Source organism: Salinibacterium hongtaonis (genome assembly GCF_003065485.1).
GTDB lineage: Bacteria > Actinomycetota > Actinomycetes > Actinomycetales > Microbacteriaceae > Homoserinimonas > Homoserinimonas hongtaonis.
Map to the genome: position 1 here is coordinate 2,789,597 of NZ_CP026951.1, position 20,484 is coordinate 2,810,080.

Consider the following 20,484-nt stretch of genomic DNA (forward strand, 5'->3'; position numbering starts at 1 on the left):
AGGGGCACGCTGCTAGTGAGCGTCGGCTGAGCCGTCGTTCTTGCGCAGAACGCCGCCAGAGCGCTCATCAAGTTCTTCTTGCTCGGCCTCACCGGGCTTCATTGCGATCGCCAGGAGCGCGAGAGTCAGCAGCGCGAGGATGAAGATCACGCCAAAACCGATGATGGTGACGAGCACGTCGCGGGTGGTAGCGAGAATGATGAGGCCGCAGAACACCCCGATGGCCGCCGCGATGCCGAGGTACTCATAGGGTCGCATCACATCTTTGCGGGTGGGTTGGGTCATGGTGAAACTCCTGTTGTGGGCTCGGGCTGCCCTGATGAATTCGTTGTGTCAGCGGCAGTGACCGCCCATTTGAGCGAGAGCCCGGCGATGATCAGATAGACGCCGAGCAGAACGCAGTAGGCACCCAAAAGGCCGACGGCCAGAAGCGAGTCTGGCGGGATCAACACAAACACGATCGCCAGCAGCATCGTGGCCGCGCCGACGGTGAGCCAGTCGCGGGCGACCGCCGTGCCGCGATTGCGCTGGGCCGCATACAGCTCGAGCGCGCCGGTGAGGGCGGCATAGGCGGCGAGCATTGCGAGAAGCGCCGCTGCGCTTGTGGCAACGCCGAGAAGCAGGAGAGCGACAGCGCCGAGCACGATGCCGATGATGCCCTGACCGGTCATGATGCGCCGCGTCGTGCGATCCTGGACGCGCCGGGCGCCGAAGAGGGCCATAACCAGACCGGATGCGATGGCGAAAACTGCGAAATAGATGAGGCCGATCGAGGCCGAGTGATCAGCGATAAACGTGATCGCAAGGCCAACCGCGAGCGCCGGAATGGCGCGCACGATGGGCACGGGCCAGTAAGCGGCGTCGCCGCTGGAATGAACCGACGCGGCCGGAGCCTGGCGTGACGACACGGAGCCTCTTCCTGCAAGTAGACGAACCCTGCAAGTCTACCGCCGCGTTCCTGCACCGCCGTCGAGAGGGCGGCGCTTTCGATGAGCTACATGGGCGCCATGTCGGTGAAGCGCGAGAAGTGGCCCTGGAAGGCGACGGTCACGGTGCGGGTGGGGCCGTTACGGTGCTTGGCGACGATGAGGTCGGCCTCGCCCGCTCGCGGGTTGTCCTTTTCGTAGGCGCTCTCGCGGTGCAGAAGGATGACCATGTCGGCATCCTGCTCGATCGAGCCTGATTCACGAAGGTCGGAGATCTGGGGCATCTTGTCGGAGCGCTGCTCCGGGCCACGGTTCAGCTGCGAGAGAGCGATGACGGGCACCTGAAGCTCCTTGGCCATGAGCTTGAGGGCACGGGAGAACTCCGAGACCTCCTGCTGACGCGATTCGACGCGCTTGCCGGAGGTCATGAGCTGCAGATAGTCGATGACGACGAGCTTGAGCCCGACCTTCTGTTTGAGGCGGCGGGCCTTGGCGCGGATCTCGACGAGAGTCATGTTCGGGCTGTCGTCTATGTAGAGAGGGGCGTCGTTGATGCGGCCGCGGGTGGATGCGATGGTCGTCCAGTCGCGGGATTCGACGGTTCCCTTGCGCATCGCCTGGAGGGGAACTGCAGACTCTGCCGAAAGCAGTCGCATGGCAATCTCAGAGCGGCCCATTTCGAGCGAGAAGAAGATCGAGGGCATGTCGTGCTTGATGGAGGCGGATCGGGCAAAGTCGAGCGCAAGTGTCGACTTTCCGAGTGCAGGTCGAGCCGCGACGATAATCATCTGACCCGGGTGAAACCCGTTGGTCAGGTCGTCGAGTTCGGAGAATCCCGTGGGCACGCCGGTCATGCTGCCGTCTTTGCCGCGGGCCGCCTCGATCTCGTCAATCGCCGCTGTCACGGCTTCGGTGAGGGGAACGTAGTCTTCGGCTTCAACGCCGCCAGCAACGCCGTAGATCTCAGCCTGAGCGTTGTTGACGAGGTCGGTGACTTCTCCCTCGCTGGCGTAACCCATCTGAACGATGCGGGTCCCTGCCTCGACGAGGCGCCTGAGTACGGCCTTCTCGGCGACGATCTCGGCGTAGAACCCGGCGTTGGCTGCCGTCGGCACGACGCCCGTGAGGGTGTGGAGGTATTCGGCGCCGCCGGCGCGGCCGATCTCACCCGACTTAGTGAGCTCGTCGGTCACAGCGATCACATCGGTGGGCTCGCCGTGCGAGTACAGGCTGAGGATCGCGTCGAAGATGATCTCGTGCTTGGGGATGTAGAAGTCGACAGCCCGCACCGATTCGATTACATCGGCCGTGGCATCCTTGCTCAGCATCATTCCACCGAGGGCGCTCTGCTCGGCGAGCAGGTCATGCGGCGGCGTTCTCTCTGACGTGCGCGGTTCAGAGGGTCGCTCAGAAGACGAGCCGGCCAGCCCCAGGTGGGCTATAGACATCGTTCGCCTTTCGTTCGTTGCTTGCAAGTAGTCATATCGCGCACTGCCGACATTGCCCGCGCATGGCGATGGTGGGAAGCGCGTCGAGGTCGGGTAAGTCGGGTTCTGTGCGGGGCGCGCCAGCGATGAAGCAGTGCACCCTGGGCCAAGGCTAGGAAGCTCAATCGAAGACCACAAGCTACCCTGTGGATAACCCTGTGGAATTAACCGACGAAACGCCGATCATGTTGTGCACAACCTGTGGAGAGTCCTGGGGATATCCGAATTGTTTTCGGCACTAAAGGCGCTCTGACCTGGGATTTTAATTTCCACATGGTGTGTGTAGAAACATGTTTAGAGTTCTGGTTGAGAGTTGTACTGCACGCGATGCAACTGTGTACAAGTTCTTGACACGGAGCCTTAAAAAGCAGTAGCGGCGAGCCGAAGCCCACCGCTACTGCGGAACCCTGTGAGGGGATACTACTTAGCGGCAACCACCTGAACGGTGATCGTCGCTACGAGGTCGTCACGCAGGCGAACAGTCGCCTCGTGCTCGCCCGTCATCTTGATCGGCGAGGTGATCTCGATCTTGCGCTTGTCGACGGAGCCGAGGCCCGCAGCGGCAACCGCGTCAGCGATGTCGGAGTTCTTGACCGACCCAAAGAGCCGGCCTTCCTTGCCCGCCTTGATGGAGAGCTTGACCTTGTTGGCCTCGAGCTTTGCCTTGAGGTCCTTGGCTTCTTCGATCGTTGCGTGCTCACGAGCCGCGCGAGCGGCCTTGATCTGCTCGATCTGCTTCTCGCCACCGCGGCTCCACGCCACGGCGAGGCCCTGCGGAACGAGGTAGTTACGAGCGAACCCGTTCTTGACCTCGATGACGTCACCCGGTGCGCCGAGGCCAGAGACCTCGTGCGTCAGAATCAGCTTTGACATGTCATTGCTCCTTAACGGCCTGAGCCGGCGTAGGGGAGCAGTGCCATCTCGCGTGCGTTCTTAACCGCACGAGCGATGAGGCGCTGTTCCTGGACGGAGACACCGGTGATGCGACGGGCGCGAATCTTTCCACGCTCCGAGATGAACTTGCGAAGGGTTGCGACGTCTTTGTAGTCAATGACGCCAACGCGAATGGACTTCGCGGGGGCGGCGTTCTTGCCGCCCTTCGTGTTGCGGAGTGGCTTGCGGCGATCGCCGCTGCTCTTTCCAGCCATGGTTATTCCTTACGGTTTGAATTCGAGCCGGTACGCGGAGTGCGCGTGCGGCCTAGAAAGGGGTCTCGTCGTTGAAGCTGCCGGGCGTGTTCCACACGTCCCCGCCAGAGTTCGACGATGCGGGAGCAGAAGCAGCCCACGGCTCATCGGCGATCGGACCGCGAGCACCGCCGCCACCCTCGCGAGAGGACGACGTGCGGGTGATCTGTGCGGTGGCGTAGCGCAGGCTCGGACCGATCTCATCGATCTCGATCTCGAAGCTGGTGCGCTTTTCGCCTTCCTTCGTCTCGTATGAGCGCTGCTTCAGGCGGCCAGTGGCAATGACGCGAGAACCCTTGGTGAGGGATCCGGCGACATGTTCGGCAAACTCGCGCCACACACTCGCGCGAAGGAACAGCGCTTCGCCGTCCTTCCACTCGTTGCTCGCACGGTCGAAGGTGCGCGGCGTGGAGGCGATGGTGAAGTTAGCAACCGCTAGCCCGTTCTGCGTGTAACGCAGCTCGGGGTCGCTCGTGAGGTTGCCCACAACAGTGATGACGGTTTCGCCGGCCATTGACTACTCGCTCTTCGCGGGAGCGGCCGGAGCGGCCGAGCTGGCGGCTGCCTTGCGAGCGGCCTTCTCCTCGGAAAGCTTTGCGGCAGCGGCGACCTGTGCGATTGCCTCTTCAGCCCGCAGCACCTTGGTGCGCATGACGGCTTCGCTGAGCTTGAGCTGGCGGTCGAGCTCGACGGTGGCCGAAGCGTTCGCGGTCATCTCGACGACGGCGTAGATGCCCTCGGCCTTCTTGTTGATCTCGTAAGCCAGACGGCGCTTACCCCAGACATCAACCTTGTCAATGGTTCCACCGTCATTGCGAATGACGTTGAGGAACTTGTCAAGGCTGGGAGCCACGGTGCGCTCATCGATCTCCGGATCGAGAATTACCATTAGTTCGTACTGATGCATGACTAACCCACCTCCTTTGGACTCAAACGGCCATAGACGTTCTATGGCAGGAGGGTTTTGGCATCGTTGTCTGCAGAGGAGCCGGATCGGCGCATACGGACAACCTGTCTAGTGTAGTCAGAACATCCCATCACTATCAAGGAGCTCTATCTCAATGTCGATTCGGGTCGCCATCGCGGGCGTCGGAAACTGCGCAAACTCACTCATCCAGGGAGTGACGTTCTACCGCGACGCGGATGACAACGAAACTATCCCCGGTCTCATGCACACAACCTTCGGGCCATACGCCGTCCGCGACCTCGAGTTTGTCGCGGCCTTCGACGTGGATGCCGAGAAGGTTGGGGTCGATCTCGCCGACGCCATGTGGGCGAGCCAGAACAACACGCTTCGCTTCGCCGAGGTCGCACCGACCGGCGTCAACGTGCTGCGGGGCCCGACCCTTGACGGGCTCGGAGAGTACTACCGGGACATGGTCGACGAGTCAGAGGCGACGCCGGTCGATGTTGCTCAGGCACTGCGCGATGCCCGAGCCGACGTGCTCGTCTGCTACCTGCCCGTCGGGTCTGAGGAGGCGGCCAAGCACTACGCCCAGGCCGCGATCGATGCCGGTGTCGCATTCGTCAACGCCCTCCCCGTCTTCATCGCTAGCGACCCCGTCTGGGCAGCGAAGTTCACTGAAGCGGGCATCCCCATCGTCGGAGACGACATCAAGAGCCAGCTCGGCGCCACGATCACACACCGCGTGCTCGCCCGACTGTTCGAGGAGCGGGGGCTCGTGCTCGACCGCACCTACCAGCTCAATGTCGGCGGCAACATGGACTTCAAGAACATGCTCGAGCGCAAGCGTCTCGCCTCCAAGAAGATCTCCAAGACTCAGGCCGTGACGAGCAATGTTGACCAGGAGATCAAGGCTGAGCACGTGCACATCGGGCCGAGCGACTACGTTCCGTGGCTTGACGACCGCAAGATGGCGTTCGTTCGCCTCGAAGGCCATGGGTTCGGCAACGCCCCCACGAGCCTCGAATACAAGCTCGAAGTCTGGGACTCACCGAACTCCGCCGGTGTCATCATCGACGCTGTCCGCGCCGCCAAGATTGCTCTCGATGCCGGCCTGGGCGGGCCGATCGAATCAGCATCCGCTTACTTTATGAAGTCTCCGGCCAAGCAGTACCCTGACCCGGTTGCCCGCGAGCTGCTCGAACGATTCATCACCGACAACGCTCGCTAAGCCTCACTACGGGCTGCATGCCATGCCTTGAGACGACGGGTGGCCTCCTCCTCGCCGAGGGGGCCCTCGTCGAGGCGCAGCTCCAGCAGAAAGCGGTAAGCCTCACCCACCTCGCGCCCCGGCCGGATGCCGAGCAATGCCATGATCTGCTCTCCGTCGAGATCGGGTCGCACTGCGGCGAGCTCCTCTTGCTCTGAGAGAACCCGGATGCGCGCCTCGAGATCGTCGTAGGCACGCGCGAGTCTGGCCGCCTTGCGTCGATTGCGAGTCGTGACGTCGGCGCGAGTGAGAATATGTAACCGCTCTAGCAGGTCACCTGCATCGCGAACATAACGGCGAACGGCAGAATCGGTCCACGCGCCCTCGGTGTACCCGAAGAAGCGCAGATGAAGCTCGATGAGCTTGGATACCTGCGAAATCGTCTCTTTATCGAACCTCAGGGCACGTAGCCGCTTTGCCGCGAGCTTGGCTCCGACCACATCGTGGTGGTGGAACGTGACAACTCCGCCCCCCTCGGTGCGCTTCGTCGCCGGTTTTCCGATGTCGTGGAGCAGCGCGGCAAGGCGCAGCACGACATCCGGAGACGCGCCAGGCGTTGCCCGCTGCTTCTCCAGCTCGATCGCCTGATCGAGCACCGTGAGGCTGTGCTCATAGACATCCTTGTGATGCGCGTGCTCATCCACCTGAAGCCGAAGGGCCGGAATCTCGGGGATAACCTGTTCGGCCAATCCCGTGTCGACGAGGAGTTCGATTCCGGGGCGCGGAGCATCCGTTGCCATGAGCTTGGTGAGTTCGTCGCTGACCCGCTCGAGGGAGATGATCGAGAGACGCTCAGCCAGGGCCGCCATCGCCTCTTTGACCTCATCGGTCACCGTGAAACCGAGTTGTGAGGTGAACCGCGCCGCGCGCATCATGCGCAGCGGATCGTCGCCGAATGAGACCTCGGGAGCAGACGGCGTCGAAAGACGGCCAGCGAGCAGGTCGTCCATTCCCCCGGAAGGGTCGACCAGTTTCTGCTCTGGCAGCCGAAGCGCCATCGCATTCACGGTGAAGTCCCGGCGCACAAGGTCGTCTTCGAGGCTCGTTCCGAACTCCACCTCGGGTTTGCGTGTCTCACCGTCGTAAGCATCCGTGCGATATGTCGTGATTTCGACGGTGTGACCATCGATCACGGCTCCGATCGTGCCGAAGGCGCGGCCGATATCCCAGTGCGCGGATGCGAGAGGGGCCACGATTGCGAGGATCTGATCCGGCAGCGCGTCTGTCGTGAAGTCGAGATCGTGCAGCTCTCTGCCGAGAAATGCGTCGCGAACGGGCCCGCCCACGAGGGCGAGCTCGTAACCCGCGGAGTGAAACGCCGTCGCGAGGCGGGAAATGTGCGGGGACTCCGCGAGAGCGGCAAGCCGCGTGATTGCCGTGGCGACGCTATGCATCCGTTAAGCGTAGTCGGGCATCCTGCCCGTCGCCGCGCCACCAGCAACTCCTCGGACGCTCACCCCTAGAATCGTCCCTATGCTGGCCCGCGTTATGAATGGAGCCGGCCGATGCCCCTGACGTTAGTTGCACGGGTGGGCGCTGCCCTCCTCAGCACTGCACTCGCGCTCGGTGGCACGGTCGCGTCGCCGACGACTCCGGATCCCGGCTCGCTTGCCCCCGCGGCCACCAATGGCCTACCAACGAGCCTCGCCCTTGCCGCAACCATCACGGTGCCTGAGCAGACAACCCAGCTGATCTCCCCCGAGAACCTCGAGGCGTATACCCAGCCCAACGGCGTTCTCAACCGGCAGCTCGACGCCTTTTACGGCCAGCCCGTCGCCCTGGGAATCGATCCTATGATTCTGGCCTCCATCCGCATCCTCGGAACGAGCGCCCCCGCCTCTGCCGTGTCCTGGCTGGAGCGGCTGGAGGGTGCCCCCAACGAGACCTTTTCGCTGGCCTATGCCGACGCCGATGTCGCCACCCTGGCCCAGGCGGGTCTCGGCAGCATCACCGTGCCCACCGACTTCACGGTTGACCCGAACCTGTTTCCCGAAGCCCCAGCCCCCTCGGAGTCGGCTACGGCCGGTCCCGATGAAACCGTCTCACCGACAATCGCTCCCGGCGATGAGGATGATGCCGGTTCCGAAGAAACAGAACCGGAATCGATGGTTCCTACGGGGGAGCAGCTTGTGGATCTGCCCTTCACGCTTGCCGCGATGATGTGGCCGAGGGAATCCACCGTCATCACCACCGATCTCCCCGTGTTCAATGCGGCCGGTCCCGTCACAACGATTCTCGACTCCACCAATGTGTCGTATGTGCGGGATGCTATCCCGGCCTCTGCCCGCATCGGCGACAGCGCCGCCCTGGTCGCCACAAGCGACATCTCAGCGCTTCTGCGGGAGGCGGGGTCGGCGGGGTCTGACGCCGCGTGGGTGGCCGCCATGGCCGAACTCACCGCAGCGCTGGCCGGATGGACCGCTGGCGACTCCACCGTGCTGGCAACTTTTGGTCGTGACATACCGTTCAGCACCAACCGCATCCCCGCCACGATCGCCGCCCTTACGGCGACCCCGGGCATTGTCGTAACCTCGCTCGCTGCCACCATGGATGAGGCTGCGGTCGACGCGTCGATCGTCGACCAGCCCGTCGGCGCCGACCGTGTTGCCCTGGTTGCCGGGATGCTCGCAACGGAACCCGCGATCGCACAGTTCTCGAGCATCCTCGAAACACCGTCGTTGATCACGGGGGAGCGGCGGCGCACGCTTCTCGCGCTTGCCTCCACCGCGTGGGTTGATTCGACCAGCGACTGGCCCGCCGAGGTGAGTGCCTACGTCGACGGGAGCACCGAGATTCTCGAATCGGTGCAGGTGCTGGAGAGCAGCACCATCAACCTGCTCAGCGAGACGGGCGATCTGCCCGTCACGGTGAGCAATGCGCTGCCGTATCCCGTCACTGTCTATGTGACCGTGACCTCGAACACCGCCATCCTCGACGTTCTCGAGGGACGGGTGGCCGTAACCGTCGAAGGGGGTTCCCAGAGCCGCGCTGCGATCCCCGTGCAGTCGATCGCTAATGGAACCGCCTCGCTCGTGGTGACGCTCTCGAGCGTCACCAACGTGCCCATCTCAAGCCCCACCTACATGACCACCAATGTTCAGGCCGGGTGGGATACGGCATTCACGACGATCGTTGCGGTGCTTGTGCTTCTCATGTTCATCGGGGGCATCATCAGAACCGTTCGGCGCCGCCGTCGGCTGAAGGCTGAAGCAGCAGCACAGAGCATTGCGGGGCCCGCCGCATGACGGTGAGCGACGACACACCCCGGGGAATGGGCCGCTCCAGCGCCCTTCTCGCCTCGGGAACGATGGTGAGCCGCATTCTCGGGTTCGTCAAGGCGATCGTTTTGGCGCAGGCCATCGGCCTGTCGGCATCGGCTGCTGCCGACGCGTTCGGAGCGGCCAACCAGCTGCCGAACAATATCTACGCCCTCATCGCCGGCGGGGTGCTTGGCGCGATCCTGGTGCCGCAGATTGTGCGAGCGGGTCTCCACGACGATGGCGGCCAGCGTTACATCAACAAGCTCATGACGTTGGGCATCACGGTGTTCGCCCTTGTGACGCTGTTGGCCACACTTGCAGCTCCACTCCTCGTGGCGCTCTACGCGCAGGAGGCATCGGCCACCGGCGGGCGCGGCTTCTCAAGCGAAGGGATGGCCCTGGCCACGGCTTTTGCCTATTGGTGCCTGCCGCAGGTCTTCTTCTACGCGCTCTATAGCCTCCTGGGCGAGGTTCTCAACGCCCGCAGGGTGTTCGGTCCGTTCGCATGGGCCCCTGCCGTCAACAACATCGTCGCCATCGCCGGTCTTGTGGCCTTCGTAGCGCTGTTTGGGGGAGCGGATGCCAACAGCGACGTCTCCGACTGGACCCCAGACAAGATTGCAATTCTCGCGGGGACGGCGACCCTGGGCATCGTCGCCCAGTCGGCGGTCCTCATGTTCTTCTGGCGCAAGGTCGGGCTGAAATTCCGCCCCGACTTCCGGTGGCGAGGGGTAGGCCTCGCCAAGACCGGCAAGTCAGCGGGTTGGGTCTTCGCGATGATCCTGGTTACCCAGCTTGCTGGGCTGGTGCAGTCCCGCGTGGCCTCACTTCCTTCGGGGGATGCGGCTGGCATCGCAACGCTGCAATCGTCGTGGCTCATTTTCATGCTCCCGCACTCCGTGATCGCAGTGTCGATTGCCACGGTGTTCTTCACCAGGATGAGCAGCCACGCCACGGTCGGCGACACGGGGGCGGTGCGGGACGATCTGATGTCTTCGCTTCGCACTATCGGACTGCTCATTGTTTTGGCGTCATTCGCCCTCATCGTGCTCGCGATTCCATTCGCCCGAGTCTTCGAAGAGGACTTCGGCAACGTTCAATCGATGGCCGCCGTCATCGCCGCCTACATGGTGGGGCTCATCCCTTTCAGCGCAGTGTTCGTGCTTCAGCGCACGTTCTACGCTCTCGAGGACACCCGGACGGTGTTCTTTATCGAGGTGGCCAAGTCGGCGCTCTTCGTGGTTGGTTTCCTGCTCTGCACCCGCCTGCCCGTGGAGTGGATAGCGGTCGGCATCGCGCTGGTCTCGTCGTTCACGTTCCTCGCCCAGGCGAGCCTCACGTTCATCCTTCTTCGTCGCCGACTCGGCCCCCTCGGCGGGCGGGCGCTAACCCTCCGGTACGGCCAGTACATCCTTGTTGGCCTGGCGAGCTCGGCCGTTGGCTTCGGTCTTCTTCTTCTGTTCGGCGCGTTCAACCCTGCCGGATTCGCGGTCAGTGGCATCGTTCCTGCCCTCGTCACCATGGTGGTGATCGGGGGTGTCATGGCCGTGATCTATCTGGGCCTATTGCTCGCCCTTCGTAACCCGGAGCTCCAAGTCGTGCGGGGCATCCTGATGCGTCGACTGCGGCCAGGTCACACGGAATAGACCGCGAATAGGATGTGTTGTACCGGTTTACGACATCTTCCGAAGGAGGGCGCCCCTTGCGCCAGCTCATCATCATCGGCTCAGGCCCCGCTGGCTACACAGCCGCGATCTATGCCGCGCGCGGCGGTCTGAACCCGCTTCTCGTTGCCAGTTCCGTCGAGGCCGGCGGCGAGCTCATGAACACCACCGATGTAGAGAACTTTCCGGGCTTTCCGGAGGGCATCATGGGTCCTGACCTCATGGACAAGATGCGCCTGCAGGCAGAAAAGTTCGGCACCGAGGTTGTGATGGATGACGTCACTTCTCTTGACCTCAGCGGTGACGTTAAGCGCGTGACGCTCGGCAGTGGCGACGTCCACGAGGCCCGCGCCGTGATCTATGCCACGGGCTCGGCTTACCGAAAGCTTGGTGTTCCCGGCGAGGATCGCCTCAGCGGCTACGGCATCTCCTGGTGCGCAACGTGCGACGGATTCTTCTTCCGACAGAAGACCATCGCAGTGGTGGGCGGGGGAGACTCCGCGATGGAGGAGGCCACGTTCCTCACCAAGTTCGCGGACAAGGTTTATGTCATCCACCGCAGCGAAGAGCTTCGCGCGTCCAAGGCGATGCAGGATCGCGCCATGGGCGATCCCAAGATCGAGTTCCTCTTCAACAAGAAGGTAGGGGAGGTCTACGGCGCGGAGAAGGTCACGGGCGTGAGCCTCATCGACACCGTCGACGGCAGCGAGTCGACCCTCGATCTTGATGGCCTCTTCATCGCTATCGGCGCAGACCCGCGCACCCACCTGGTCCACGACCAGCTCGAACTCACATCGGCTGGCACGATCGCAGTCGATGGCCGCAGCTCGCGCACCTCGGTAACGGGCGTTTTCGCCGCAGGGGACGTCATCGACCCCACCTACCGTCAGGCCGTCACGGCAGCAGGCTCCGGAACCGTCGCTGCCCTCGATGCCGAGCATTACCTCGCGTCGTTGGGTGAGGCATCCGACCCGATTCCCGCCGCGACCGTCGCCGCCTAATCAGATTCACGAAACGGAGAACAATATGACAGCACGCACCGTCACCGACGCCACGTTCGAGGCGGAGGTTCTCAACTCTGACAAGCCGATCATGGTCGACTTCTGGGCCGAGTGGTGCGGCCCGTGCCGCGCCGTCTCTCCCATCCTCGACCAGATTGCTGCCGAGCACGGCGACAAGCTCGACATCGTCAAACTGAATGTGGACGAGAACCCCCAGACGGCGATGAAGTACCAGATCACCTCGATTCCTGCCATGAAGGTGTTCCGCGGTGGCGAGGTCGTCAAGACCGTCATCGGCGCAAAGCCCAAGCCCGCACTCGAGTTCGATCTCGCCGAGTTCATCGCGTAGACCTCGCTCTTACCGGGTTCCTACGGGGGCTCAGCGGCATACAAAGGCCCTCCCTGCGACAACGGGGAGGGCCTTTGTCACCTAAACTTGGGTATTCACACACAATTTGAGACCGCCCTTCGTGGGCAACACGGGATACCCAATGACACCCCAGCAACCTTCGTCGGGCGGGTCGAGCACCAGATTCGACCCGTGGTATGACCACTACGCTCACCGCACAGCGGGTCTGAGCGCGTCGGAGGTGCGAGCGCTTTTCGCCGTCGCCTCTCGACCCGAAGTCGTCTCTCTCGCTGGTGGCATGCCGTACGTTTCGGCACTGCCCACCGAGCTCGTCACGGGGGCGCTCGAGCGCGTCATGCTCAACGACGGCCCGCAGGCGCTGCAGTACGGCTCGGGACAGGGCACCCCAGAACTGCGAGAGCAGATTCTCGAGGTCATGGCGCTCGAGGGCATCAGGGGCAGCGTCGACGATGTGGTGGTCACGACGGGTTCGCAGCAGGCGCTCGATCTCGTGACGAAACTCTTTATCGATCCGGGCGACGTAATTCTTGCCGAGGCGCCGAGCTATGTCGGTGCGATCGGAGTATTCCGCTCGTACCAGGCCGAGATCGCGCATGTGCTGATGGATGACGACGGCATCATCCCCGAGGTGCTTCGAGAGACCATCACCCGGCTCAAGGCCGAGGGCAAGACGATCAAGTTCTTGTACACGATCCCGACTTTTCACAATCCTGCCGGTGTCACGCTCTCCTGGGAGCGCCGCCTTGAGGTGTTGGAAATCTGCAAGGCCCACGAGATTCTCGTTCTCGAAGACAACCCCTACGGGCTGCTGTATTTCGACCGTCAGGCACCCAACGCCCTGCGCTCGATTGACGACGAAGGCGTGATCTACCTCGGCACCTTCTCCAAGACGCTTGCTCCGGGATTTCGGGTCGGATGGGCCCTGGCCCCTCACGCGATTCGCGAGAAGCTCATCCTTGCCAATGAATCCGCAATTCTCAGTCCGAGCTCCTTCAGTCAGTTCGCGATCTCTGAATATCTGCGCAGCACCGACTGGAAGGGTCAGATTGACACCTTCCGGGGCGTGTACCGCGGCCGGCGCGATGCAATGCTCTCGGCGCTCAAAGAGCACCTCCCCGACCTGTCCTGGACGGTGCCGAACGGCGGCTTCTATGTGTGGGTGACTCTCCCCGAGTCTCTCGACTCTAAAGAGATGCTGCCCCGCGCCGTCAAGGAACTCGTCGCCTACACACCCGGCACGGCGTTCTATGCCGATGGGGGAGGGCGCCACAAGATGCGGCTCTCGTTCTGTTATCCCTCTGAAGACATGATCCGCGTCGGCATCCGGCGTCTGACCTCGGTCATCAATGGTGAGCTTGAACTTCTTGAGACGTTTAGCTCGACACGGCTGGCGACCGGGCAGATAGTTCTTCCCGCCTCAAGCCATGTCTCGAGCCCGCCTCCCAACATCAACTAGCCGCGATCGCCACGAAAGAAGCGCACGACACATGGATGAGTTCACACCCCGATCGGTTCTGATTCTCGCCGGAGGAATCTCCCATGAGCGGGAGGTTTCGCTGCGCTCAGGGCGTCGCATTGCCGACAGCCTTACCTCGCAGGGCATCACGGTGGAGCTTCGCGATCCCGATGCCTCGCTGTTCTCCTACCTTGAGCAGGCCAAGCCGGACGTTGTCTGGCCTGCGCTGCACGGGGCGGGGGGCGAAGACGGTTCGCTGCGCGGCCTGCTCGATTTTGTCGGGGTTCCTTTCGTCGGATCCCGCGCAGCGGCGTCGCGGCTTGCGTGGGATAAGCCGACAGCCAAGACCCTGGTGGAGCGTGCCGGCGTCATCACGCCTCGATCAATTGCCCTCTCTCGCGACACATTCCGCGATCTGGGGGCCGTTGAGGTGCTCGAGCGCATCTCTGCCGAGCTGAGTGGTCCCGTCGTCGTCAAGCCGGCTCAGGGGGGCTCTGCGCAGGGTGTGACGATCGTCGAGAACCCGGCAGAACTGGCCAGTGCGATGGTCCATGCCTACCGTTACTGGGATGTCGCGCTTGTGGAGCAGCGAATTTCGGGAACCGAGATCTCCATTTGCGTCGTGGACACGGGTGATGGCCCGGTCGCCGTTCCCCCCGTCGAGATCGAACCCCTTTCGGGCGTCTATAGCTTCGAGGCCCGATACAACGCGGGGGAGACCCGTTTCTACACGCCCGCTCGCATCACGGATGATGTGGCCGACCGGGCGGCCGAGTTCGCAATCGCAGCCCACACCACGCTGGGGCTCCGACACATTTCGCGCATCGACATCATGATCGATGGAACAGGCACGCCATTCTTCCTTGAGGCAAGTGTCATGCCCGGCCTCACTGAGACGTCGCTGTTTCCCCGTGCGCTTGAGGTGGCCGGCCACGACGTCGGATGGGTCTATCTCGCCCTCTGCCAGGCGGCGATACGCGACTCGCGGGCCTAAACTGCAACACCGTCTAACGGATCTTTTAAACAGAAAAACCCCTGGTCACAGGGGTTTTTTTGTTTCAGGATTCACTGAGGCGTGTGCTCGTTTCGCGCCCAGTGTGCCTATGTTTCACGTGAAACATAGGCACAGAAGTTAGCTGAAGCCCGGTTCTCCAAGTTCACCGAGGATGCGATTCAAGTCACCGACGGTCGCAAAGTCGATCACGATGGACCCCTTGCTGGTGCCCAAAGAAACCTTGACACGGGTGTTGAGGCGATCACCGAGACGCTCGGCGATTTCATCGAGCTGCCCCTGGCGCTTACCCCTGCTCGGCGCGGCGCTTCTCGGCGCCTTCTGCGAGATCTGCCCCGCCGCGACCTCGGCGCTGCGCACCGAGAGGTCCTCGTTCACGATCTTCTGAGCAAGCTTTTCCATCGCATCAGACGTTCCCGTAGAGAGAATAGCCCGCGCATGCCCTGCGGTCAGGACGCCCGCCGCTACTCGCGATTGAACGGACTCTGGCAGCTTCAGAAGCCTCAGAGTATTGGTGATCTGCGGCCGGGAACGACCAATGCGCGTCGCAAGCTCGTCTTGCGTGATGCCAAAGTCGGAGAGGAGCTGCTGGTAAGCCGAGGCCTCTTCGAGTGGGTTGAGATTTGCCCGGTGGATGTTCTCCAGAAGGGCGTCACGAAGCATGGCATCGTCTGCCGTGTCCTTGATGACGGCGGGGATCGTGGCGAGACCGAGGTGCATCGTGGCCCTCAGCCGCCGCTCACCCATAACGAGCTCGTAGCGCGGCGCGCCCTCGGCGACATCAGCGATCGGGCGCACCACGATCGGCTGGAGAACGCCAAACTCCCGCACCGAATGAATGAGCTCATCGAGATCTTCTTGCACGAAGACACTGCGGGGCTGCGAGGCGTTGGGAACAATATCGGCAGGGCTCAGGTTTGCGAGGCGAGCACCGGGAACCGCAGCGAGGCCCTCGTTGCTCGGCGAGGCCTCCTTAACCTTGTTCGAATGGGGGAAGAACACATCGACGGGACGGGCGGGGGACTCGCCGTCGGTAGGAATAAGGGCGCCGATGCCGCGGCCGAGGCCCGTTCGCTTTGCTGCCATGTCTATCTCCGGGGTAGATGCGGGGTGAATCTGCGGATTCTGGGGAGTTTACGAGAGATTTGCCCTAAGAAGCGGGCGCATGTGGCCCTGTGAGGCCGTCAGGAGGCCTTGGTTGCGGCAGGTGCGCCGCGCCGCGCGATCTCGGCAGCCGCTTCGAGGTACGAAATCGAGCCGGGGGAGTTGGTGTCGTAGCTGATGACGCTCAGGCCGAAGCTAGGCGCCTCAGAAATGCGTACGGATCGGGGGATAGGGGTGTTCAGCACCTGGTCGGGAAAATGGGCTCGGACGTCGTCGGCGACCTGGTTGGACAGATTGGTGCGAGAGTCGTACATAGTCAAGAGAATCGTGGACACCGTGAGCCTGGGGTTCAGGTGCTTCTCGATGAGCTTGATGTTGCTCAGTAGCTGGCTGAGGCCTTCCAGGGCGTAATACTCACACTGGATAGGAATCAGCACCTCGTCTGCGGCGACGAATGCGTTGATGGTGAGCAGACCCAACGACGGAGGGCAATCCACAAAGACGTAGTGAAATGGGTCCGACGATTCCGCAAGGAAGGTTTCGAGTGCTGATCTGAGCCGCTGCTCGCGGGCAACGAGGGAGACGAGCTCGATTTCGGCGCCAGCGAGGTGGATTGTCGCCGGCAGACAATATAGTTCCCCGGGCTCTGGGCTCTTCTTGATCACGTCTGCCATGGGCACATCGTTCACGATCACGTCGTAAACGCTAATGGTCTCGGACCGGTGATCTATTCCCAGCGCAGTCGAGGAGTTGCCCTGGGGATCAAGGTCGATCACCAGGACCCGAGCGCCGTTCTTGGCAAGCGCCGCAGCCAGGTTGACGGTCGTTGTCGTCTTGCCAACTCCGCCCTTCTGGTTAGCGATGGTAAAAATTCTGGTCTTCTCGGGAAGCGGCAGAACCTCGGCCTCAAGCGCACGGCGGCGGCGGGTGATCTCCGATAGTTCGCGGGCGAGGGGAGTGTCCGCGAGGCCGGCCAGCGCAGAGGAGCGCGGAGCGGCGGCCTTCGGGGCACTCTGCGGCGATGACGCGGAGGGGGCTGCCGCTGCGGCAGCGATCTGCCGCGCCGATTCGGCGGCGGCCGCAGCTTCAGGGACCGCCAGCGGGGGAGCGGGGATGGGTGCCTTCGCTTCGGGCACAGAACCAGCAGAAGGCACAGAACCAGCAGCGGGGGAGTAGATAGGTGCAGAGCCGGTGGAGACGGATTCCTCAGCAGTGTGAATAACCGTGTCTTCGTCGGGATGTTTCACGTGAAACCTTCTGCTCGGAGATTGCGTATAAGGGAACGGGAAACCCAAGGCTCGCGACACAACGCAACTTTTTCAAGTGACGCTACCGCCCCGTTAACGCGCCATGGCTGCCAATCAGAGCGGCCTTGATGCGTCAGATAACTACCTCTTATCGTGAGGCACTAGTCAACTGTAGCCCGAAAGACACGCGTCGTTTCGGTGCCCACGTCGGAGCCCAACGTAAGGACTTCGATGTCATGAAGGCGATGCTTGCGAATCACCTTCGCTGCCTTCTCGATCTCAGCATCCACGCTCGCGCCCTTGAAAAAGAGCATCTCACCGCCGGACTTCATCAGGGGAGCGACAAGAGGAATGAGCTTGGACAGCGCACTGACGGCACGGGCGGTTGCCTGATCAAGCCACGGACTCAGTTGGGCATCCTCAGCACGCGCGCGCACAACCTCGACGTTGGTAAGGCCAAGAAGATCTTTCTGCTCATTGAGCCAGGCGACCCGGCGCTCCATCGGCTCGATCAGCACAAAATCAACGTCGGGGCGCGCGATAGCAAGAACGAGGCCGGGGAGACCAGCACCGCTGCCGATATCGCCGACGCGGCCTGGTCGCAATAGCGGAGCCATCAACGCGGAGTTCACCACGTGTCGCGTCCACAGGCGGGGGAGCTCGAGGGGACCGATAAGCCCCAGCTGCTCGCCGCGATCTGCGAGGTCTGCAACAAACGCGCGGGCTACCTCGATACGATCCCCAAAAAGCAGTGCTGCGGCAGATGGTTCCTGCTCCAACTCGGCTCTCTCGGGCTGCGAGTCTTCCTTCGAATCGGCGTCGCCGGAGGCAGCGTCTAGCGGGGGAGGGGAGATGGCATCGTCAAGAGACGACGTAGGCTCCCGCTCCGGCTCGCTCGGCTCGTGCACGTCGGAATGTTTCACGTGAAACTATGCGCGACGAATCACGGTGTGACGGTCGCGTCCTTCGCCTTCGGACTCCGAAGTAAAGCCGCGATCTGCCACAACATCGTGAACGAGTTTGCGCTCGTACGACGACATGGGAGGAAGTGCGGCGGAAGCTGCACCGCCCTCGATGCGTTCGATTGCACGGTCGACCAGATTCTCAAGCTCAGACTGACGAGCTTCGCGGGATCCGCCGACGTCCAGGATGAGGCGTGAGAACCCACCAGTCTTGGTCTGCACGGCAATGCGCGTGAGCTCCTGGAGTGCGGTGACGGTGTCTGGCTTCGAGAGCAACCGGAGGTTGCTGTCTTCGCTCGAGTTGACCGATACATAGGCCCGCCCGCCGCGGGCGTCGATGTCGATATCGCCGTCGAGATCGGTGATATCGAGGAGCTCCTCGATGTAGTCCGCCGCAATATCGCCCTCTTCTTCGAGTTCGGCGATGGTGGGATTGCCACGGTCAGCGCGGCCCTCAGACACTACGGCAGTGGGGGATTCCTCCGACACGGTCTCGTCCTCAAGGTTTTCGTTGGCGGTGTTCTGGGTCACGGGTGTCCCTACTTCTTCTTCTTGCGGTTCTTGGGGTTGACGGGCTGCTGACGCTGCACCGGCTTGGGCTTTTCAACAACGGGTTGTTCGTCTTCAACGATGGTAATTCCACGTCGCTGCGCCTTCTTCGCGAGGCGGGCTTCCCGGGCTAGGGCTGCCTCGCTGCCTGGCGTCGGCATGTTGCGAATAACGATGAACTGCTGAACCATCGTCCAGATGTTCGAGACGAGCCAGTAGAACATGACGCCCAGAGGGAAGGTGAAACCAGAGAAGAGGAATACCAGCGGCAGCATGTACAGCAGGATGCGCTGCTGCTTGAACATGGGGCTGTTTTTCATCTCGGGCGACTGGTTCTTCGACATGATCTGCAGCTGAGTGATGAACTGCGATGCCGTCATCAGAATGACCATGATCGAGGCGATGACAATAACCGCGATGTTGCCGTCAGCCGTGCTGATCGCGAGCTTGAGCGGCGCCCCCCAGAGAACTGACTCACCAAACGACGTCGACAGCTCCTGGTTGAGGAGTCCAACACCGACGCCCTCGTGCTGAGCATTCTGAAGCACGGAGAACAAGCCGAAGAAGATCGGCATCTGAATAAGCAGCGGCAGGCACGAACTGAGCGGATTGGTGCCGGTCTTCTTGTAGAGATCCATTGTCTCGCGCGACATAGCCTCGCGCGAGAACTGATCCTTCTTGCCCTTGTACTTGTCCTGAATCTTCTTGAGCTGGGGAGACACCTCCAGCATCTTGCGCTGGCTCTTGATCTGGCGCACAAAAAGCGGAATCAGCAGCGCGCGGACCACGAGAACAAGACCCACGATGGAAAAAACCCAGGTCAGACCCGCATCGGGGTCCATTCCAATGTTCGTGAGAAGCCAGTGGAAGGCAACGAGGATTGCCTCGATGACCCACTTAATTGGCCAGAGAATAGCGTTGAGGAAGTCCATGTGGGTGAGATCAGACCTTTCGTGCTGCCAGGGGAGTAGCTGCTGGGGAAGAAGAATTGGTGGAGGATACGCCGGCGAACTCACGGGAGAGCGCTGCGATGTCGCCATCGACGTCGCGGTGCTCAATGTGAGTGACGAATCCGAATCGCGTCATGCGATGAGAATGGTGCCGATTGGCGGGGACATCGTCCACTCCGCCGGCGGCCCAAGGGTGGCAGCGCGCAATGCGCATGACGCCCAAGATGACTCCCTTAATGACACCGTGCTCTTGAATCGCAGTCAGCGCATACGCAGAACATGACGGATAGTACCGGCACACGTCACCGTAAAGGGGGGAGATAACGGCGCGGTAGACGCGCAAGATCGCCACACACAGATTGCGGGGCAGGAGAAAAAGGAACACGAGAACTCTCATCGTGAAACCTCGTTGCGCGATGCGGTCACTCGATCGACCAGGTGCATCACGTCTCCCTCCAACTCGCCAAAACCGGCGTGAGCTGATTGCGGGTGGGCTCGCAGCACGATATCGAATGATCGATCCGTCTGATGTGTTGCGTCGAGGGTATGGCAAATAGCTTTGAGTCGGCGGCGAACTCTGTTGCGAACAACGGCGTTGCCCACCGTCTTAGAGACGATGAAACCGAAACGCCACGGAGCATTCGCCTCGGCAACCACCGCATAAGCGGTGATCGTGCCGGTCGACGAACGCCGCCCGCGGCGAACGACCCTCTTATAGTCGGCGGCGCTGACGAGCCGCTCGGCTCTAGCCAGCACCGACCCAGACCGGCTCTCGACTAAGCGGAGAGCTCGGTGCGACCCTTACGACGACGAGCGCTCAGGATTGCGCGGCCGGCGCGGGTGCGCATACGAAGGCGAAAGCCGTGCACCTTGGCGCGACGACGGTTGTTCGGCTGAAAGGTTCTCTTGCTCATAATGGATCTCCGCGGTGGTGTGAAAAAAGTCGATGTCGCATTCGTCTGCTCCGGTGCGATCTCACGAGAGCTACGGGAATGACGAAAAAAGCCTGATGGCTGAAGTCAACTGCTTAAAAATACGTTCTTTAAGCCGATCGGTCAAACTGCGCCCGGGCCAACCTGTCATTATCCACACGACAGATGGGGGGTTGTGGCCGACCCGCCGACACAAACTAAGG

General features: G+C 62.1%; 23 protein-coding genes. 7 read left to right on the plus strand and 16 right to left on the minus strand.

From position 1 onward, the window contains the following. Window positions 1–12: 12 nt before the first annotated feature. The 7 genes from C2138_RS13435 to rpsF form a co-directional block, all read right to left on the minus strand. Window positions 13–285 (minus strand): hypothetical protein, encoded by a 273-nt coding sequence (locus C2138_RS13435; protein WP_108518588.1) that lies wholly within the window; start codon window positions 283–285, stop codon window positions 13–15. Then, window positions 282–908 (minus strand): hypothetical protein, encoded by a 627-nt coding sequence (locus C2138_RS13440; protein WP_108518590.1) that lies wholly within the window; start codon window positions 906–908, stop codon window positions 282–284. Before C2138_RS13440 ends, C2138_RS13435 begins: the two co-directional genes overlap by 4 nt. Window positions 909–994: 86 nt before the next feature. Continuing rightward, on the minus strand, window positions 995–2,374 hold the full coding sequence (gene dnaB / locus C2138_RS13445; RefSeq protein ID WP_108518591.1) for a replicative DNA helicase: 1,380 nt from the start codon (window positions 2,372–2,374) through the stop codon (window positions 995–997). Between the two features lie 459 nt (window positions 2,375–2,833). Continuing rightward, on the minus strand, window positions 2,834–3,286 hold the full coding sequence (rplI, locus tag C2138_RS13450) for a 50S ribosomal protein L9 (protein ID WP_108518593.1): 453 nt from the start codon (window positions 3,284–3,286) through the stop codon (window positions 2,834–2,836). Window positions 3,287–3,297: 11 nt separating this feature from the next. After that, window positions 3,298–3,561 (minus strand): 30S ribosomal protein S18, encoded by a 264-nt coding sequence (gene rpsR / locus C2138_RS13455; RefSeq protein ID WP_108518595.1) that lies wholly within the window; start codon window positions 3,559–3,561, stop codon window positions 3,298–3,300. A 52-nt stretch (window positions 3,562–3,613) separates the two neighbouring features. Further along, window positions 3,614–4,114, minus strand: a complete 501-nt coding sequence (locus tag C2138_RS13460) for a single-stranded DNA-binding protein (RefSeq protein ID WP_108518597.1) — start codon at window positions 4,112–4,114, stop codon at window positions 3,614–3,616. A 3-nt stretch (window positions 4,115–4,117) separates the two neighbouring features. Beyond that, the gene (gene rpsF, locus C2138_RS13465; RefSeq protein ID WP_108518599.1) at window positions 4,118–4,507 is read right to left on the minus strand and encodes a 30S ribosomal protein S6; all 390 of its coding nucleotides are present in this window, start codon (window positions 4,505–4,507) and stop codon (window positions 4,118–4,120) included. 154 nt (window positions 4,508–4,661) lie between these two features. Here rpsF and C2138_RS13470 point away from each other — a divergent pair, with 154 nt between their 5' ends. Beyond that, window positions 4,662–5,735 (plus strand): inositol-3-phosphate synthase, encoded by a 1,074-nt coding sequence (locus tag C2138_RS13470; RefSeq protein ID WP_108518601.1) that lies wholly within the window; start codon window positions 4,662–4,664, stop codon window positions 5,733–5,735. On the opposite strand, the gene C2138_RS13475 is transcribed toward C2138_RS13470, so the two are convergent. After that, window positions 5,732–7,168, minus strand: coding sequence for a CCA tRNA nucleotidyltransferase (locus C2138_RS13475; RefSeq protein ID WP_108518603.1), 1,437 nt, complete (start codon window positions 7,166–7,168; stop codon window positions 5,732–5,734). The genes C2138_RS13470 and C2138_RS13475 overlap by 4 nt on opposite strands. Before the next feature lie 111 nt (window positions 7,169–7,279). Between C2138_RS13475 and C2138_RS13480 the strand changes: the two genes are divergently transcribed. The 6 genes from C2138_RS13480 (at window position 7,280) to C2138_RS13505 (ending at window position 14,519) form a co-directional block, all read left to right on the plus strand. Beyond that, complete coding sequence (locus C2138_RS13480; RefSeq protein ID WP_159078253.1) at window positions 7,280–9,019, plus strand: DUF6049 family protein; 1,740 nt, start codon at window positions 7,280–7,282, stop codon at window positions 9,017–9,019. Then, window positions 9,016–10,680, plus strand: a complete 1,665-nt coding sequence (murJ, locus tag C2138_RS13485) for a murein biosynthesis integral membrane protein MurJ (protein ID WP_108518606.1) — start codon at window positions 9,016–9,018, stop codon at window positions 10,678–10,680. Before C2138_RS13480 ends, murJ begins: the two co-directional genes overlap by 4 nt. Before the next feature lie 56 nt (window positions 10,681–10,736). Then, window positions 10,737–11,699: a thioredoxin-disulfide reductase gene (gene trxB / locus C2138_RS13490; RefSeq protein WP_108518608.1), complete on the plus strand. Its 963-nt coding sequence runs from the start codon at window positions 10,737–10,739 to the stop codon at window positions 11,697–11,699. A 25-nt stretch (window positions 11,700–11,724) separates the two neighbouring features. Continuing rightward, a complete protein-coding gene (gene trxA / locus C2138_RS13495; RefSeq protein ID WP_108518610.1) occupies window positions 11,725–12,048 on the plus strand; it encodes a thioredoxin in 324 nt (107 codons plus the stop codon). A gap of 142 nt (window positions 12,049–12,190) precedes the next feature. Beyond that, on the plus strand, window positions 12,191–13,525 hold the full coding sequence (locus C2138_RS13500) for an aminotransferase-like domain-containing protein (protein WP_108518612.1): 1,335 nt from the start codon (window positions 12,191–12,193) through the stop codon (window positions 13,523–13,525). A gap of 31 nt (window positions 13,526–13,556) precedes the next feature. Further along, on the plus strand, window positions 13,557–14,519 hold the full coding sequence (locus C2138_RS13505) for a D-alanine--D-alanine ligase family protein (RefSeq protein ID WP_108518614.1): 963 nt from the start codon (window positions 13,557–13,559) through the stop codon (window positions 14,517–14,519). Window positions 14,520–14,657: 138 nt separating this feature from the next. On the opposite strand, the gene C2138_RS13510 is transcribed toward C2138_RS13505, so the two are convergent. From C2138_RS13510 to rpmH, 8 genes are all read right to left on the minus strand, one after another. Beyond that, window positions 14,658–15,623, minus strand: coding sequence for a ParB/RepB/Spo0J family partition protein (locus C2138_RS13510; RefSeq protein WP_108518616.1), 966 nt, complete (start codon window positions 15,621–15,623; stop codon window positions 14,658–14,660). 98 nt (window positions 15,624–15,721) lie between these two features. After that, on the minus strand, window positions 15,722–16,618 hold the full coding sequence (locus tag C2138_RS13515; RefSeq protein WP_108519169.1) for a ParA family protein: 897 nt from the start codon (window positions 16,616–16,618) through the stop codon (window positions 15,722–15,724). Window positions 16,619–17,049: 431 nt separating this feature from the next. Continuing rightward, window positions 17,050–17,667 (minus strand): 16S rRNA (guanine(527)-N(7))-methyltransferase RsmG, encoded by a 618-nt coding sequence (rsmG, locus tag C2138_RS13520; protein ID WP_108519171.1) that lies wholly within the window; start codon window positions 17,665–17,667, stop codon window positions 17,050–17,052. A gap of 150 nt (window positions 17,668–17,817) precedes the next feature. Further along, window positions 17,818–18,312 (minus strand): Jag family protein, encoded by a 495-nt coding sequence (locus C2138_RS13525; protein ID WP_233245584.1) that lies wholly within the window; start codon window positions 18,310–18,312, stop codon window positions 17,818–17,820. Between the two features lie 77 nt (window positions 18,313–18,389). After that, a complete protein-coding gene (yidC, locus tag C2138_RS13530; protein WP_108518617.1) occupies window positions 18,390–19,331 on the minus strand; it encodes a membrane protein insertase YidC in 942 nt (313 codons plus the stop codon). Window positions 19,332–19,341: 10 nt separating this feature from the next. After that, a complete protein-coding gene (yidD, locus tag C2138_RS13535) occupies window positions 19,342–19,746 on the minus strand; it encodes a membrane protein insertion efficiency factor YidD (protein ID WP_108518619.1) in 405 nt (134 codons plus the stop codon). Next, window positions 19,743–20,105: a ribonuclease P protein component gene (rnpA, locus tag C2138_RS13540; protein WP_108518621.1), complete on the minus strand. Its 363-nt coding sequence runs from the start codon at window positions 20,103–20,105 to the stop codon at window positions 19,743–19,745. Before rnpA ends, yidD begins: the two co-directional genes overlap by 4 nt. A 20-nt stretch (window positions 20,106–20,125) precedes the next feature. Continuing rightward, the gene (gene rpmH, locus C2138_RS13545) at window positions 20,126–20,263 is read right to left on the minus strand and encodes a 50S ribosomal protein L34 (RefSeq protein WP_022895130.1); all 138 of its coding nucleotides are present in this window, start codon (window positions 20,261–20,263) and stop codon (window positions 20,126–20,128) included. Between the last annotated feature and the right edge of the window lie 221 nt (window positions 20,264–20,484).

What these genes read in the sequence shown, in the direction of transcription:
- C2138_RS13435 (WP_108518588.1), bottom strand. Translation starts at nt 285, where the DNA reads ATGACCCAACCCACCCGCAAAGATGTGATGCGACCCTATGAGTACCTC.
- dnaB (WP_108518591.1), bottom strand. Translation starts at nt 2,374, where the DNA reads ATGTCTATAGCCCACCTGGGGCTGGCCGGCTCGTCTTCTGAGCGACCC.
- rplI (WP_108518593.1), bottom strand. Translation starts at nt 3,286, where the DNA reads ATGTCAAAGCTGATTCTGACGCACGAGGTCTCTGGCCTCGGCGCACCG.
- rpsR (WP_108518595.1), bottom strand. Translation starts at nt 3,561, where the DNA reads ATGGCTGGAAAGAGCAGCGGCGATCGCCGCAAGCCACTCCGCAACACG.
- C2138_RS13460 (WP_108518597.1), bottom strand. Translation starts at nt 4,114, where the DNA reads ATGGCCGGCGAAACCGTCATCACTGTTGTGGGCAACCTCACGAGCGAC.
- rpsF (WP_108518599.1), bottom strand. Translation starts at nt 4,507, where the DNA reads ATGCATCAGTACGAACTAATGGTAATTCTCGATCCGGAGATCGATGAG.
- C2138_RS13470 (WP_108518601.1), top strand. Translation starts at nt 4,662, where the DNA reads ATGTCGATTCGGGTCGCCATCGCGGGCGTCGGAAACTGCGCAAACTCA.
- C2138_RS13475 (WP_108518603.1), bottom strand. Translation starts at nt 7,168, where the DNA reads ATGCATAGCGTCGCCACGGCAATCACGCGGCTTGCCGCTCTCGCGGAG.
- C2138_RS13480 (WP_159078253.1), top strand. Translation starts at nt 7,280, where the DNA reads ATGCCCCTGACGTTAGTTGCACGGGTGGGCGCTGCCCTCCTCAGCACT.
- murJ (WP_108518606.1), top strand. Translation starts at nt 9,016, where the DNA reads ATGACGGTGAGCGACGACACACCCCGGGGAATGGGCCGCTCCAGCGCC.
- trxA (WP_108518610.1), top strand. Translation starts at nt 11,725, where the DNA reads ATGACAGCACGCACCGTCACCGACGCCACGTTCGAGGCGGAGGTTCTC.
- C2138_RS13500 (WP_108518612.1), top strand. Translation starts at nt 12,191, where the DNA reads ATGACACCCCAGCAACCTTCGTCGGGCGGGTCGAGCACCAGATTCGAC.
- C2138_RS13505 (WP_108518614.1), top strand. Translation starts at nt 13,557, where the DNA reads ATGGATGAGTTCACACCCCGATCGGTTCTGATTCTCGCCGGAGGAATC.
- C2138_RS13510 (WP_108518616.1), bottom strand. Translation starts at nt 15,623, where the DNA reads ATGGCAGCAAAGCGAACGGGCCTCGGCCGCGGCATCGGCGCCCTTATT.
- yidC (WP_108518617.1), bottom strand. Translation starts at nt 19,331, where the DNA reads ATGGACTTCCTCAACGCTATTCTCTGGCCAATTAAGTGGGTCATCGAG.
- yidD (WP_108518619.1), bottom strand. Translation starts at nt 19,746, where the DNA reads ATGAGAGTTCTCGTGTTCCTTTTTCTCCTGCCCCGCAATCTGTGTGTG.
- rpmH (WP_022895130.1), bottom strand. Translation starts at nt 20,263, where the DNA reads ATGAGCAAGAGAACCTTTCAGCCGAACAACCGTCGTCGCGCCAAGGTG.